Origin of the sequence: Shewanella litorisediminis (assembly GCF_016834455.1) — a bacterium.
In the GTDB taxonomy this organism is placed as follows: domain Bacteria; phylum Pseudomonadota; class Gammaproteobacteria; order Enterobacterales; family Shewanellaceae; genus Shewanella; species Shewanella litorisediminis.
On record NZ_CP069213.1, the window covers coordinates 2,014,667 to 2,029,370 of the forward strand.

At 52.0% G+C, this 14,704-nt stretch carries 12 protein-coding genes and 2 tRNA genes; 6 read left to right on the forward strand and 8 right to left on the reverse strand.

Annotated elements, in window-relative coordinates:
- Nucleotides 1–25 precede the first annotated feature (25 nt).
- Nucleotides 26–703 carry a tRNA/rRNA methyltransferase gene (locus JQC75_RS08745; RefSeq protein WP_203326998.1) on the reverse strand — a complete coding sequence of 226 codons (678 nt, stop codon included), beginning with the start codon at nt 701–703 and terminating at the stop codon, nt 26–28.
- 213 nt (nt 704–916) lie between these two features.
- Entirely contained in the window at nt 917–1,474 is a 558-nt protein-coding gene (gene eco / locus JQC75_RS08750; RefSeq protein ID WP_203326999.1) for a serine protease inhibitor ecotin, read from the reverse strand.
- A gap of 237 nt (nt 1,475–1,711) precedes the next feature.
- On the opposite strand from eco, the gene JQC75_RS08755 reads away from it, so the two are divergent.
- From JQC75_RS08755 to JQC75_RS08775, 5 genes are all read left to right on the forward strand, one after another.
- On the forward strand, nt 1,712–2,800 hold the full coding sequence (locus tag JQC75_RS08755; RefSeq protein ID WP_203327000.1) for a cation diffusion facilitator family transporter: 1,089 nt from the start codon (nt 1,712–1,714) through the stop codon (nt 2,798–2,800).
- A gap of 80 nt (nt 2,801–2,880) precedes the next feature.
- Entirely contained in the window at nt 2,881–3,309 is a 429-nt protein-coding gene (locus tag JQC75_RS08760) for a MarR family winged helix-turn-helix transcriptional regulator (RefSeq protein ID WP_203327001.1), read from the forward strand.
- A gap of 145 nt (nt 3,310–3,454) precedes the next feature.
- Nucleotides 3,455–5,548, forward strand: coding sequence for a prolyl oligopeptidase family serine peptidase (locus JQC75_RS08765; RefSeq protein ID WP_203327002.1), 2,094 nt, complete (start codon nt 3,455–3,457; stop codon nt 5,546–5,548).
- Between the two features lie 109 nt (nt 5,549–5,657).
- Nucleotides 5,658–7,331: a phosphoethanolamine transferase gene (locus JQC75_RS08770; RefSeq protein WP_203327003.1), complete on the forward strand. Its 1,674-nt coding sequence runs from the start codon at nt 5,658–5,660 to the stop codon at nt 7,329–7,331.
- 92 nt (nt 7,332–7,423) lie between these two features.
- Entirely contained in the window at nt 7,424–8,449 is a 1,026-nt protein-coding gene (locus tag JQC75_RS08775) for a GGDEF domain-containing protein (RefSeq protein WP_203327004.1), read from the forward strand.
- Between the two features lie 41 nt (nt 8,450–8,490).
- Here JQC75_RS08775 and JQC75_RS08780 read toward each other — a convergent pair whose 3' ends face one another.
- The 4 genes from JQC75_RS08780 to JQC75_RS08795 form a co-directional block, all read right to left on the reverse strand.
- Nucleotides 8,491–11,226, reverse strand: a complete 2,736-nt coding sequence (locus JQC75_RS08780; protein ID WP_203327005.1) for an acetate--CoA ligase family protein — start codon at nt 11,224–11,226, stop codon at nt 8,491–8,493.
- 204 nt (nt 11,227–11,430) lie between these two features.
- Nucleotides 11,431–11,507: transfer RNA gene (locus tag JQC75_RS08785), tRNA-Val, on the reverse strand.
- A gap of 4 nt (nt 11,508–11,511) precedes the next feature.
- Nucleotides 11,512–11,588, reverse strand: a tRNA-Val gene (locus JQC75_RS08790).
- 144 nt (nt 11,589–11,732) lie between these two features.
- Nucleotides 11,733–13,094 (reverse strand): MATE family efflux transporter, encoded by a 1,362-nt coding sequence (locus JQC75_RS08795; protein WP_203327006.1) that lies wholly within the window; start codon nt 13,092–13,094, stop codon nt 11,733–11,735.
- 26 nt (nt 13,095–13,120) lie between these two features.
- Here JQC75_RS08795 and JQC75_RS08800 point away from each other — a divergent pair, with 26 nt between their 5' ends.
- Nucleotides 13,121–13,729, forward strand: a complete 609-nt coding sequence (locus JQC75_RS08800; protein ID WP_203327007.1) for a riboflavin synthase subunit alpha — start codon at nt 13,121–13,123, stop codon at nt 13,727–13,729.
- Here JQC75_RS08800 and JQC75_RS08805 read toward each other — a convergent pair.
- Nucleotides 13,723–13,923 carry a CPXCG motif-containing cysteine-rich protein gene (locus JQC75_RS08805; protein ID WP_203327008.1) on the reverse strand — a complete coding sequence of 67 codons (201 nt, stop codon included), beginning with the start codon at nt 13,921–13,923 and terminating at the stop codon, nt 13,723–13,725. The two genes, JQC75_RS08800 and JQC75_RS08805, sit on opposite strands and share 7 nt — an antisense overlap.
- Nucleotides 13,923–14,681: an SDR family oxidoreductase gene (locus JQC75_RS08810; RefSeq protein WP_203327009.1), complete on the reverse strand. Its 759-nt coding sequence runs from the start codon at nt 14,679–14,681 to the stop codon at nt 13,923–13,925. The genes JQC75_RS08805 and JQC75_RS08810 overlap by 1 nt, the downstream gene beginning before the upstream one ends.
- Nucleotides 14,682–14,704 lie beyond the last annotated feature (23 nt).

The window sequence follows — 14,704 nt, forward strand, 5'->3', positions numbered from 1 at the left end:
TTTTTCGTACGAATGCCGATTAAAATCAGCCTGTTATTTTGCTCATAATATCACTTATCAGTTGATGCGCCAGCTTACAATCCCGTTCGGCTAAACGGCCAATACTGTCTTGTAACCAGGGACGGAGTTTATCCTGCTCCGATAACTCAAGCCGGTCCGCGAGTTCATTGGCTTTGTGTTTGAGGGATTGGATTTGACGTTCATCTGCGGCCTTGTTCTGCAGGCCAATGGTGTGCTTAAGGCCACTCAGGGCGTAGCTATATACCATGACCGCCTGGCCAAGATTCAATGATGGATAGTCACCTGCCAGGGGGACGTAGCTGAAGAGGTCACACTGGGATAACTCCTGGTTGGACAGGCCACTGGACTCCCGTCCGAACACCAATGCCATAGATTGAGCCCCGGACTGCTCGAGGGTGTTGGCAAGCTGGTCAGGGGTAAGAAAGGTGCGGGGGCTGCCGCGCTCCCTTGCCGTCGTGGCAACAAGCAAATCAAACTCGGCGCGCAGGGCATCGAATGAGTCAAACACCAGCGCATTGTCGAGTAAGTCTGTGGCGCCGTGGGCTACCCAACGGGCCTCTTCCTCAAGATGAAGCTGGCTGCCTATCAAAATAAGCTGCTTGAATCCCATGGTTTTCATGGCGCGAGCAGCGGCGCCCACGTTTGCGGCGCGGGCCGGTTCTACAAGTACAACGGACAACATAAAAACAAAACTCTCCAGTACGGCATTGTCTGCTGCCGAGTATAGCCGGAAAGCACCGTGAGCCCGAACTATTTAGGACGTGCCGCGAGCCAGCCGTCGCAGAGGGTAGCCGGGTTGGCATCTGAATAACATAAAGCCGCCCGAGGGCGGCTTTATATCAGTTGCTTATTCAAGACCAAACTTACGCTCTGCGCAGTTGTCGGTGAGCCGGGGTTAGTTGCCTGATGTATTGAATACCGTGTCGGCGCGCCATACGCGGTACTTAAGCTCGGCACCTTCCGGGATATAAAACACCATTGGCAGTTTGCTGTTATAGGCAAACTTAAAGTCGCCGGGGATCCGGACAAAGGCTTCGGTTTTGGCGTTATCAAAGCAAGCCATCATGGTACTGGGACCTTCAGCAATCTCTGCCACTTCGTAATAGTTGTAACCCCATCCTTTGAGATCTTTGGTTTGCAGCTCGCCCCTGAGACTGTGTTTGTTGCAGTCAACCAGTTTGGTTTGCCCAATCTGAACTTCAACCAGGTAATTGGCTTCATTTTCAAGCGTCGGCAGGGTGAGAATGTGTTGCACCATCCCGGCCGAGGGAGCAGGAAACATCTTGCTGGTTTCCTGTGTCTGGTAATTGGCAGAGGTAAAATGCTGAGCGGTGATCATATTTTGATTTACGCCGTCTGGATGAGCCGGAGAGGTGGCATGGGCAACTGACAGGGTCGCCAGAGTAAAAAGGCCAGTCAGTAGCAGATGTTTAACAGAAAAGGCTTTTTGCATAATAACTCCTTAAAAGGGGGAACCCCATAAAATCACCGGGATTGATACCCGCTGTATTCCTGTAAACGAGGCTAGTCCCAAAAAGGGTTAAAGCCCATGAAAAAAATTTATTTTTCCCTTATAAGACAGAAATTGACGGTTAATTCACACTTCGAATAGTTTGATCATCAAACTAATTTAATTCACACTGAAAACACGCTAACGTTCACTCATCAAATATTCAACACGGCACCGCCTATGAATTCCAAACCTTTTCATTCAGTTACCAACTGGCAACACAGTCACGATTTTTTCAAGCACAACGATGCCGGAGAGCGCAGCACCCGGATAGTGTTGGTACTGACGCTGGTCACCATGGTGGCTGAGATCCTCGCCGGCACAGTGTATGGTTCCATGGCCTTGCTGGCAGATGGTTGGCACATGGGCACCCATGCAGCGGCCTTCCTGATTACTCTGTTTGCCTACCGGTACGCACTGAAACATAAAGACGATCCCGCTTTTGCCTTTGGTACGGGTAAAGTGAGTGTGCTGGGCGGATTCGCCAGTGCGGTGGCCCTGGGCTTGGTCGCGCTAATTATGGTGATTGAGTCAGCGGTCAGACTGATTTCCCCGCACCAAATTGCGTTCGATGAGGCGATTCTGGTGGCGATTATTGGTCTTTCGGTCAACCTGCTCAGTGCTTTCCTGCTTAAAGACCACCATCATCACCATCACCACGGACATCATCATGACGATGCCGACCATGAGCATCATGGTCATGAAACTTATGTGCATCATCACGAAGACAATCATGAGCACGAACACGAACATGTGCATCATGATAACCACCGCCAGGAGCATGACGAACACGGGCATGATCACCATCATGACGGGCATCATGACCATAATCTGCGCGCTGCTTATCTGCATGTGCTCGCCGATGCGCTCACGTCGGTACTGGCCATCGGAGCCTTGCTGGCGGGTAAGTTCTTCGGTCTGGGTTGGCTTGACCCGTTAATCGGTATACTCGGCGCCATCATTATCGGCCGCTGGGCAATTGGACTGGTGAAAGACACAGGGCCATTGCTGCTCGATGCGGACAATAACGAAAAGTTAAGAAAAAACGTCATTCGTCTGGTGGCCAGTGTACCGGACCATGGTGTGTCGGATTTGCACCTGTGGCGTATCAGCGCCGATCATCGTGCCTGTATCCTCGGCGTGGTGAGCCATCAGCCCAAGTCCAGCGAGTACTTTGTCAAAAGGCTTAAGGAAGAGTTGGGACTGCATCATGTGACAGTTGAAGTTCATTGCTGTGACTGTGAAGTAAAGCCGCCATTTCAAGGCTGAATGTGACCTCGATAATGGGGAGCTCAAGCACGATATTTATGGCTCGGCGCAGCACTATTCAATAAGGAAGCCTTAACCACATGGACATCAATCAAGACTTAAACCGTGCTCTGGTGGAGTTTTTTGAAGGCATGGCCGCCTGGGAGCATCAGCTGGTGGAAGGCAGTGGATTGCTGTTGCCGGTCATGCATACGCTGGAGTTGCTCGGACTCTACGGTCCCATGCGAATGACCGATTTGGCGCACAAGCTCAGTATCAGTACCGGCACCCTGACTTCCCGCATCGATCGCATGGAGAAAGAAGGGTTGGTAACCCGTATTGCCAACCCCCAGGACAGACGTTCGCTGCTTATTGCCCTTACCAAGCAGGGTAAAGCGCACTTTTGTACCCACGATGAGGCGCACCTTCATCTTACGGGGGAACTGACAGCGGCATTCAGCGCGCAGGACAAACAACACTTGTTGGGCATGCTGGAGAAAATGAATGTCTATTTCCGAAAGTCTGAATAGGCATTGATTTTCGATGCAGCGTACTGATGACAACGTGTAAAGGTTTTGTAACAGACGCTTACACTTGATTCACAGGTAAAGTTGCCAAGCGGCTGAAAATCGCTAGTTTATTGTCCTTGAAAACGTTAGTAACCAAGGACTCATCATGAACAAAAGGATACTGCTTCTTGGCGCAGCCTCTTTGCTGGCCTTCAACGTTGCCGCCGAAGGCGACGACCCCTTTATTTGGCTCGAAGATGTTGAGGGCGAGAAGGCGCTCGCCTGGGTAAAGAATCAAAACGATCGCTCCCTCGAAGAGCTCAAAGCCGTGCCTGGCTACAATGCATTGGTGGATAATGCGCTGGATATCCTCAATGACAAGGCGCGTATTCCCTATGCTAACCGTATTGGCGACCACCTGTATAACTTCTGGAAAGACGAAGCCAACCCCCGCGGCATTTATCGCCGCACCACCATGGCTGAGTATGTAAAAGATGCGCCCAAGTGGGAAACCGTGCTCGACATCGATGCCCTGGGCAAGGCCGAAGGCGTAAACTGGGTATTCAAAGGGATGGACTGCCAGTATCCGAAGAATGTGCGCTGTCTTGTGTCTCTGTCCCGCGGCGGCGCGGATGCGGTTGAAATCCGCGAGTTTGACCTTTCTACCTTAAGCTTTATACCCGCCGACAAGCAGGGATTCTTCCTGCCGGAAGCCAAATCCAGTACCAGTTGGATTGATGAAAACACCCTGTTTGTGGGCACAGATTTCGCCGAAGGCGATGCCTGGACCGACTCGGGCTACCCACGCAAAGTCAAAGTGTGGAAGCGCGGCACAGATCTTAAAGAAGCCAAAGAAATCTATGCCGGCAATAAGGCGTCAGTAGCAGCATCCGGCTATGTGATTTGGGATGATAAAACGCCGCTGAAGTTGGTGTCTGAAGCCGAAACCTTCTACGAAGCCAGCTTCAAGGCGCTGGTGGATGGCAAGCTGGTAGAACTGCCGCTGCCAAAGGATGCGGAACTGAAAGGTTTCTTCAAGGGCGATATTTTTGTCGAGCTCAAGAGTGAGCTCAAGCAAGGCGATGCCCGTTTCCCACAGGGCGCCATTGTTTACACCAAGGCCGACAAGCTGCTGGCCGGTAAGCCTGAGTTTGCACTGTTTGTTAAACCCGACGCCAATTCATCCATCAGTCAGGTGACCTTTACCCGTAATGCGGTGCTGGTGAACTGGCTTGAAGACGTTAAGAGCAAGCTAGTGCGCTATCGTAAAGATGCCAAGGGCCAGTGGCAGGGTGAAAACGTCGGTTTCCCAAGTAACGGCAGCATCAGCGTGTTTGACAGCAGTCGTGACAGAGACGACCTCTTTGTGACTTACACCAGCTTCCTCGAACCATCGACGCTTTACAGTGTGAACGCCGAAAGTCTCAAGCGTGAGTCACTCAAGGCGATGCCTTCGCAGTTTGATGCATCAAAATTTGAAGCCAAACAGTATTTTGCCACCAGTAAAGACGGTACCAAGGTGCCTTACTTTGCCGTGATGGCCAAAGACATCAAGCTTAATGGCACCAACCCGACGCTGCTGTACGGCTATGGCGGTTTTGAAGTGTCACTGCGTCCTTTTTACTCTGCCACCACAGGTAAGAACTGGCTGGAGCAGGGTGGTGTTTATGTACTGGCCAATATTCGTGGTGGCGGTGAATACGGCCCGGGCTGGCACCAGGCCGCATTGAAAGAGAATCGCCATAAGGCCTATGAAGACTTTGAAGCCATCGCTGAAGATCTGATTAAGCGCAAAATCACCTCGCCAAAGCATCTGGGTATTCAGGGTGGCAGTAACGGCGGGCTTTTGATGGGCGCCGCCTTTACCCGCAGGCCAGATCTATACAACGCCGTGGTCTGCCAGGTGCCGCTTTTGGATATGAAGCGCTACAACAAGTTGCTTGCAGGCGCCAGCTGGATGGGTGAATACGGCAACCCGGATGTGGCCGCCGAGTGGGACTATATCAAAACCTTCTCGCCTTATCATAACCTCAAGAAAGACGTCGACTATCCGAAGGTATTCTTCACCACCTCCACCCGTGACGACCGGGTTCACCCGGGGCATGCCCGTAAGATGGTGGCCAAGATGGAAAACATGGGAATAGAAGTACTGTACTTCGAAAACATGGAAGGCGGTCATGCCGGTGCGGCAGATAACAAACAAACTGCGGAACTAAATAGCCTGGCGTATGCCTACCTATTGAAGCAGCTTAAGTTGTAATAGCACAAATCCGGCTCACACCTTAAGGAAACCACCGAGACTGCTGCCAGTCCGGTGGTTTTTTATCGGGCATATGTCCTAATGGCCGAGACTTTTGTTTTACTTCTGAATGCCACGTTTAAAATGGACCCACTGGGTCGGGTTTTATTTGGGGATAGTCAGTTTGAAGTCCATCGGTTTGAATCGTTTCACATTTTTTGTTGCGCTGTATTACGCAGTAATTCTGAATATTCCCCTGTATATCAGGGCGGCCGAAGGGCTGAAAACACTGTCACATATCGATTGGTTGTTTGTAGCCAGTTTCCCCGTGTTGCTGACCTCTTTACTGGCGCTTATCTTCTCGTTTTTCAGCGTTAAGTACCTCGCCAAACCCTTTTTTATGATACTGACGTTAGTGTCGGCATCGGTCGTCTACGGCATGTACAAATACGGCATCGTGTTTGACCGTGCCATGATGGAAAACATCTTTGAGACCCACAGTGCAGAAGCACTCATGTATCTTAACGGTGAGTCTGTGATGGGTTTTTTACTGCTTGGGATAGTCCCGGCATTCATTATCGCCAGGGCCAACATTGCATATCGCGTCTGGTGGAAAGAAATCCTGCTGAAGCTTGGTTTCATGCTGGGTATGTTGTCGATAGCCGGCGGCGTTCTGGCTGTGTATTACCAGGATTATGTTGCCTTTGGACGTAATAATGATGATATGAAACAACTGATTGTGCCCACCTATTACGTTGGGGCTGCGGCCAGGTACCTGGATCAGCGCTACATTGAGACGCCGCTTACGTATCAATCCCTTGGAACGGATGCCACCAATCAAACCCGGGACAGCAACCATAAACCCCTGCTGACGGTTCTCTTGGTAGGCGAAACTGCCCGTTCAATGAACTACCAGTATTACGGCTATCAAAAAGAAACCAACGTGTTTACCAAGCCCCACAATCCCATTGTGCTCAGCGCAACCATTTCATGTGGAACCGCAACAGCACAATCCTTGCCCTGTATGTTCTCCCGCATGGGCAGGGATAATTACGATGCGAGAAAGGCCAGGGCTCAGGACAGCGTTATCGATGTGCTTGATCATGCCGGTGTGACAGTGCATTGGATTGATAGTGACAGCGGTTGTAAAAGCGTGTGCGATAGGGTTACCAACGAAACAGTGAAGCTGGATGAGGATCCCGCGCTCTGTGATGGTGAGTCCTGCCTGGATCAAATCGTGCTGAGCCACCTCGATTCCATACTTGAGCGGCCCATTGAAAAGGATACCCTGTTGGTGTTGCACATCATGGGAAGCCACGGACCGACCTATTCTCATCGATACCCGGCAAACCATAAAGCTTTTACCCCTGACTGTCCCCGAAGTGACATCCAGAACTGCAGTAACGAGGCGCTGGTGAATACCTATGACAACACCATTCGTTACAGTGACTATATCATGGCCGAAGTCATTAACCGGCTGAAACAGAAGGAGTCTGTGGCTGACACTGCGCTCATGTATATCTCAGATCATGGTGAATCGCTGGGTGAAAAGGGCTTGTATCTGCACGGCGCGCCTTATGCGTTTGCGCCCATTGAGCAAGTCAGTGTGCCCTGGCTTTTATGGCTGTCAGAGGGCTTTAGACAGGAGAATAACCTGGATGAAAGCTGTTTAAGGAGCTTGCAGGGTGAATTATCCCATGACAATCTGTTTGATAGCTTGCTTGGGTGGATGAATATCCACACCCATGTGTATCGTAAGGAGCTGGATATTTTCAGTCGCTGTCGGCTTGCTGCTGTATCGTAAGCGCAAACAGCACACGACAAAAACGTTAACCCCAGACTCAGGCAAAACTCCTGGTCATTAGACCTGGGGCATTTAAGGATAAATTATTTGCCATGACAATTGCAGCTCACAAACCCAAAGAAAAAGATGAGTCCGCCGGTATACTCAGAAAGGCCGTGCCACAAATGTCGGCACTGGGCATTCCAGTAACGCCGGACAATTACGCAGTCTGGTATGCCTACTATCAGGGGGCAGATCTCGCGCTTGTCCGGGCAATCAACGGCTTGATTGAGAATCAGGTAAACTTTTCAGCAGAAGTCTGCCGGGGACTCTACAGCAGCTTTATCCAGAACAATGCCCCTGAAGTGCTGGAAAACGTACAACTTGAAACCCAGTTGCTTATTAATGGGCTGCTCAGCAAAATCAGTATGCTGACCTCTGGCTCTGAGACTTTTCAGCAATCCATAGAAACCTTCGGCAAGCAGCTGCTTCTGCCTCAGGAACCCGATTCCCTGCATCGATTGGTGGAAGGGGTGTTGGTTGAGGTGGACAAGGTCATTAATGAGAATGCGGATATCCACTCAAGCCTCAAGTCGATGGATCAGGAGCTGAATCATTTACGGGCTGAAATAAGCGAATTGTCGGTGATATCCCTTACAGACAAATTAACCGGGCTCAATAACCGCCGCGCTTTTGAAGCGCGTATGGCACAGGAATTTTTACCTTCAACGCCAAAATGCTCGCTGCTGGTTATCGATATTGATCACTTCAAGCAGTTTAACGACACCTGGGGCCACAATGCAGGTGACAAGGTGCTGGTGTACGTTGCGCAGAATCTGAAACAAGCCGTTAAGGGCGAAGATCTGGTTGCCCGCTACGGCGGCGAAGAGTTTGTCATAGTGCTTAAGGACGCCAGTGCTGAAAATGCGGCGAATATTGCCGAAAAGCTGCGTGAACGGATAGCCAACAAAAAGCTTACCCTGAAGAAAGACAACCTGGATCTTGGTAAGGTCACCGTCTCCATTGGGGTCGCCATGGCAGAAGCCAATGAAACCCCGGAACAGTTTTTTGACCGGGCTGACAGTGCGCTTTACCTCGCCAAAAGCGGTGGTCGAAACCGGGTATGTCTTGCGGACTAGCGGCCGTTATCGGCCGCTTTTTATAACTCTGCGCTCAGCCCTCAGGTCGCAGGTGCAATATCCCCTTCGCCCGTGTTCAGTGTGCTTGACTTAAGATCCATGTGCATTTTTATCAGATGCTCTTCCATGTCAAAGGTCACCGTAAAACCAAGTGTTCTGGCAAGGTTTGCCATGTTGCGGTTTTCAATCATGGTAAAGCCTGTCAGCACTGGCGTTTCATTGGCCTGATAGTAACGGATAAGCTTTTCCAGCAGTAGTTTGCCAAGGCCGAGCCCCTGATGATCGCTTCTCACCGCCATGGCAAATTCAGCTTCTGTGTTGTCGGGGTCAATCGATGCCCGTACCGCTCCCAGGGTGTAATCCTCGCCACTTGCGTCCTTGGCGGTAGCAATAAAGGCCATCTCCCGTGCATAGTCGATTTGGGTCAGTACTGCCATCTCTTCGTGGGTCATACGCTGACGGGCACCAAAATAGCGCTTGTATCTGTCTTCGTCAGTGAGAGAGTTATCAAAGGCGAGGTGTTTTGGCTCATCTTCCGGCAGAATCGGTCTTAGCATCACTTCAATGCCGTTTCTGAGCACTGCACGTTCCTCAAGCTCCTTGGGGTACGGCATGATAGCGAGACGATTGCTGTTTTCATTACAGTTGGGGTCAAGCCTTAAGTTAATGTCCAGGAGGGTAATCTTGTCACCGGCTGCCAGCACGGGATTGAGATCCAGCGCCTGAATTTGCGGGCAGTCAATCACCAGATGACTGAGCTGGGTCAGCATCAGGCACAGGGCGTGCATATCCAGCCCCTGGGGCAGGTGTCGGTCACGCAGCTTGCCGGTTTTCAGTGCCTGAATCACCATATAGCGCGCCAGCGCCATATTCAGTGGGGGCAGGGCAACGGCGGCATCCCGGGTGGGTTGCCATTCAGAGCCGCCTTCACCAAGACAGATGGCAGGCCCAAACACAGGATCGCTTATCACCGCCAATCGCAACTCCTGAGCCCCGGCGGTGAGCGCCATCCGCTGCACTATCAAGCCTTCAATTTTTGCTTCCGGGTTTGACTGGTGCACCCGCTGCATCATGGCCGTTGCGGCATGGTGGATTTCTTCCGCGCTGGTGAGGTTCAGGGTGACTCCGTACACATCGGATTTATGCAGTATGTCCGGCGACTGGATTTTCAGTGCAATCGGATAACCCACACGTTCGGCGATATCAGTAGCCTCGGCGGCGTCCCGGGCAAACCAGGTATCTATGGTATTTAGGCCATAGGCACCTAAAATGGCGCTGGCATCGTGGGTTTCAAGCACGGTTTTACCCTTGGCGAGGGCTTGTTGGATCACCTCCCGGGCTTTACCTGCATCGTTGGGAACCTTATCGGTGATGGACTGGGGGACTTCCTGGAGCAGCTTTTGATTTCGGCGGTACTCCACCATGTGCATAAAGGCACCAACCGCGCCTTCCGGAGTGCGATAGGTCGCCACGCCCGCCTTGGTGAAACGCTTCCTGGCGCGGTACGCCGAATTTTCACCGCTCCAGTTGGTTAAGATGTTCAGCTTACCGCGGTGAGGATGCTTTTTAATGGCATCGGCAACCGCATCGGCAATCAGCTCACTTTCGCCCAAGGCCGATGGGGAGTGCAGTACCAAAATGGCGTCTGCATCGTCGCTGTCCATCAGGATATTGAGTGCATCAACATAACGCTTGGCATCGGCATCGCCGATGATATCGATGGGGTTTTGGGCCGACCAGGTCTTTGGCAGTACAGCATCGAGTTTCCGGCAGGTTTCCTGCGACAGTTCGGCCAGCTTGCCGCCCCGGCTGATAAGCTCATCAACTGCGAGCACTGCAGGGCCGCCGCCGTTACTGATGATCCCGAGTCGCTCTCCCTTGAGGTCGTTGCCATGATTAAGGCTTTCCAGCGCCGCGAACAGCTCTACCAGGTCGTTCACCCTCAGCATACCGGCGCGCCGGAACGCAGCTTCGTAAACGGCATCACTGCCGCTGACACCACCGGTATGCAGTTTTGCCGCCCTGGCACCTTCCTGGCTGCGACCGGATTTAATCACCAGTATGGGTTTATTGCGGGACGCCGCCCGGGCAGCGGATAAAAAGTGGCGCTTCTCGTTAATGGCATCCATGTAAAGCATGATAGCGCTGGTGCGGCCGTCTCGGCCGAGAAAGTCCAGCAGCTCGTCAAAGTCGATGTCGGTGGCATCACCCAGCGAAATAAAAGATGAGAACCCAATGCCCTTGTTATTGGCCCAGTCCAGCACTGTGGTGCAGACGGCGGCTGACTGACTGACAAAGGCTATTTTCCCGGGTTGGGCGGTGGTATGGGCAAGGCTGGCATTAAGCCCCAGATTTGGCAGCATCATGCCCAGACTGTTGGGGCCAAGAATGCGCATGCCGTATCGCTTTGCGTTGGCAAGGGTTGTGGCCAGCAGGGATTGTCCTTCGCCGTCCATCTCATTTGCCATGCCTGATGCCATGATAATGGCGACTTTACAGCCAAATTGCGCCAGCGTTTCGACAATGCCCGGTACACGGCTTGCCCGGGTACAGATAATAGCAAGGTCGGGTTTTATCGGCAGCGCTTCGATGCTGGGGTAGGCAAGTACTCCCATCACGGCCTGATATTTTGGGGTAACCGGCATGATGGGCCCTGAAAACCCGCCCGCGAGCAGATTTTTCATCACCACGTTGCCGGCGCGCCTTGGGCCATTGGAGGCACCAATAATGGCAATTGATGACGGTTTGAACAGGGTGTTGAGTGTGCGCTGACTCATGAAGACTCCATCCTTTGACGCATGACAAATAGTCTACATGAAGCACAGGCACGCATCACTTGAGAAATATCATGAATTTATAATGTGAATACAAATTACTGGCCTGCAGACTGCAACTGGCGGGTAAGTTTTGGGGAGAGTGAGTAAGGCTTGAAAAGAAACCTGAACGACAGGCACAAAAAAACCTGCATTTGCAGGTTGAAATGGTGCGCTCTAGTGGACTCGAACCACCGACCCCCACCATGTCAAGGTGGTGCTCTAACCAGCTGAGCTAAGAGCGCATTTTGGTACACCCGAGTGGACTCGAACCACCGACCCCTACCATGTCAAGGTAGTGCTCTAACCAACTGAGCTACGGGTGCATTGTCGCATTGCAGCGAACGAGCGCTATATTAAGTGCGCCCGATGCTGACTTGCAAGCAAAAATAACCGCTATATGCCTCAAATGGTGATTTGCTGTGCAACTCCTCCCGAAAACTCAGGGAGGAGTTGGCTTGATGAGAAGCTTATTGGGCAAAATGAAAACCTGGCGGAGTTTTTTGAATGTATCTCAAACGGATGGCAAAAAGTGCTGCGGCCGTGGTGAGCCCTGCGATAAGTCCTGTCCAGAACCCGTGAGCCCCCATGGCCGGTACCAACCAATCGGTGTAGGCGAGGGTATAGCCCAGCGTCATACCAATTGCCCAGTAGGAAACCAGGGTAATGTAAAACGCGCTGCGGGTATCTTTATAACCACGTAGGGCACCAGCGGCAACTACCTGTACTGAATCAGACAATTGGTAAAGCGCCGCCATCAGCATCAGACTGGAAGCAAGCGCCACTACATCGGGGTCGGTATTGTAAAGTCTCGCGATCTCAACTCTGAACACCACGGTTATAACCGCCGTGATGGAAGCCAGGAACAATGCCAGGCCAAGCCCGACTTTTGCCACCAATGCGGCCACATCACTTTTCTCGCGGCCCAGGTAGTAACCGATACGGATAGACACCGCCAATCCGATAGAGAGCGGCAGCATAAACACAATGGATGAAAAATTGAGCGCTATTTGATGACCGGCCACCACATTCGCCCCTAAAGGCGCCAGCAGCAGGGCGATGATGGCAAACAGGCTCACCTCAAAAAACAGCGCCATGGCGATGGGAAAGCCGAGCTTAGTCATGCGCCACATGGTATTTGCCTGCGGCCGTTCGAATGCTTTAAAGGGTGATATGAGGGCAAACTTCCTGTGAAATGCCATATAAATCAACATGGCTATCAGCATGGCCCAAAACACCAATGCCGTGGCTACACCGCAACCTGCACCGCCCATGGCAGGCACACCGAAATGGCCGTAGATGAAGATGTAGTTAGCCGGGATATTCACTGCCAATCCCACAAAGCCAATCACCATGGTGGGTAAGGTATAGGAGATGCCTTCGCTCATACCCCTGAGTACCTGATACACCACAAAGGCGGGTACGCCCCAAAGAAATCCGAAAAGATATCCTTCAGAGAGCTGCCGCAAATCGGTTTCAAGGTCCATCCGCGTCAGAATTTCTGACGAAAGTCCAAGAAACAACATCACAGCGAGCGCGCCAATTATGGCAATATAAGTGGCCTGATATGCCAAGGGACGAATGGACGCTTCGTCGTCAGAACCATGAAGCTGAGAAAACACAGGCGTAAAGGCCATCAAGAGCCCCTGCACAAACAGCAAGGCCGGCAGCCACAAGCTGGTTCCCACGGCCACGGCGGCCATATCGACGGCGCTTACACGGCCCGCCATCAGGGTGTCGATAAACCCCATCATGGTTTGGGTCACCTGTGCAATCAGCACCGGCAACGCCAGTTGAATGAGTTTTTTGGCTTGAAAGCCCACATTGAGCATAGAAAAACGCCTTAAAGGAAAAATGAATGTTTACCGGTATCGTGCAAGCCACCTGCGAGTTGGTGGCATTGGAAAAGCGCCAGGGGATGCATACCCTGGCGGTGAGACTGCCAGCTGAATTAAGAGAAGGGCTCACCCCGGGGGCAAGTGTCGCGAACAATGGCGTTTGTTTGACTGTTACCCGAGTCGAGGATGATAGGGTCTTTTTTGATGTAATGGAAGAAACCCTCTCATTAACCAACCTTGGTGCGATAGCGCTGGGTTGCCACATCAATATTGAACGTTCGCTCACCTTCGGTAAGGAAATTGGTGGCCATTTGCTGTCGGGGCATGTGCAGTGTCAGGCGATTGTGACGCGGGTGACGGAGGTGGGTGAGCAAAGAGACTTGCGTTTAAGTGTGCCTAAAAGGTGGATGAAATACATTCTCTACAAAGGTTTCGTCGCAGTAAATGGCTGCAGCCTTACGGTGGGCGAGGTGTTTGAAGATGGCTTTATGCTGCACCTCATTCCGGAAACGCTGAGACTCACAAACCTCAAAGACGCAGTCACGGGCACTCAACTGAATATTGAAATCGACAGTCAGACACAAACCATAGTGGATACCGTGGAGCGGGTACTGGCAGCCCGTCAGTAAAGCTGCTCGTCGTCGCCGTCGACCCACAGCTCAATTTTGCGATTGGCATCATCCACATGCAGCCGCATGTGGATGGGGTTACAGCATATCCGGCAGTCATCATAAAACTCCTGATCGCCGCCGGATGCATCCAGTTCAATTCGTTGATGATGTCCGCAATGTGGACAACAAATGGTTTGTGTCTTGAGTTTCATCAGCCAGCTCCCAAATAGCCGGTCGCACTGCGCCCCCCGTCAACAGCAATTATCTGGCCGCTGATATAGTCAGCTTGTGCCAAAAAGCTAACCAGGTTGGCGATATCCAAAGGTGCACCGGCCCTTGCAAGGGGAATTTCGGTAAGCACCTTTTGTGGCTTTGCATCATCAGTCTCGGGCCACAGGATGGCGCCCGGTGCGATACCATTTACCCGAACCGCCGGTGCCAGCTCCTGTGCCAATGACAAGGTCGCCATGGAAAGTGCAGCCTTTGATATTGAGTATAATCCATGCTGGCGCAGAGGGCGCTCCCCGTGGATATCGCAAAGGTTTATCACAGAGCCTCCCGACGATGCCAACAGCGGCGCCAGAGCGATTGCAAGCAGATAGGGCTGAAGACAATTGACGCCCATAATGGTTTGCGCGTGACTGAGCGAGGGAATTGCGGGGTCTTTTTCAAAGAGTGACGCATTATTGACCAGTAGCGCGAGTGAAACGCCGCTTTGCGCTATCTGATCTCGTATATGCTCAGCGGCATCCGTCCGGGCAAGATCGAAGCAGATAACTTTGGCCGAATTCGCGCGCTTTTGACATAAAAAATCAGCAAGGCGCTCAGCATCCTCAATGGAATGGTGGCAGTGGATAAACACGTTCCAGCCTTCGTTGTGGAGTTTCGAAGCAATGGCCGCACCTATACGCTTGGCTGCGCCCGTAACGAGCGCCCAGCGTGGCGTGATTTCAATGTGTGAAGCCGTCATATTCTGTCTCATCCAAACTATTT

Excerpts from the sequence above, each read along its gene's own strand:
- JQC75_RS08745 (WP_203326998.1), bottom strand. The coding sequence starts at position 703 with ATGTTGTCCGTTGTACTTGTAGAACCGGCCCGCGCCGCAAACGTGGGC.
- eco (WP_203326999.1), bottom strand. The coding sequence starts at position 1,474 with ATGCAAAAAGCCTTTTCTGTTAAACATCTGCTACTGACTGGCCTTTTT.
- JQC75_RS08755 (WP_203327000.1), top strand. The coding sequence starts at position 1,712 with ATGAATTCCAAACCTTTTCATTCAGTTACCAACTGGCAACACAGTCAC.
- JQC75_RS08760 (WP_203327001.1), top strand. The coding sequence starts at position 2,881 with ATGGACATCAATCAAGACTTAAACCGTGCTCTGGTGGAGTTTTTTGAA.
- JQC75_RS08765 (WP_203327002.1), top strand. The coding sequence starts at position 3,455 with ATGAACAAAAGGATACTGCTTCTTGGCGCAGCCTCTTTGCTGGCCTTC.
- JQC75_RS08770 (WP_203327003.1), top strand. The coding sequence starts at position 5,658 with ATGCCACGTTTAAAATGGACCCACTGGGTCGGGTTTTATTTGGGGATA.
- JQC75_RS08775 (WP_203327004.1), top strand. The coding sequence starts at position 7,424 with ATGACAATTGCAGCTCACAAACCCAAAGAAAAAGATGAGTCCGCCGGT.
- JQC75_RS08780 (WP_203327005.1), bottom strand. The coding sequence starts at position 11,226 with ATGAGTCAGCGCACACTCAACACCCTGTTCAAACCGTCATCAATTGCC.
- JQC75_RS08795 (WP_203327006.1), bottom strand. The coding sequence starts at position 13,094 with ATGCTCAATGTGGGCTTTCAAGCCAAAAAACTCATTCAACTGGCGTTG.
- JQC75_RS08800 (WP_203327007.1), top strand. The coding sequence starts at position 13,121 with ATGTTTACCGGTATCGTGCAAGCCACCTGCGAGTTGGTGGCATTGGAA.
- JQC75_RS08805 (WP_203327008.1), bottom strand. The coding sequence starts at position 13,923 with ATGAAACTCAAGACACAAACCATTTGTTGTCCACATTGCGGACATCAT.
- JQC75_RS08810 (WP_203327009.1), bottom strand. The coding sequence starts at position 14,681 with ATGACGGCTTCACACATTGAAATCACGCCACGCTGGGCGCTCGTTACG.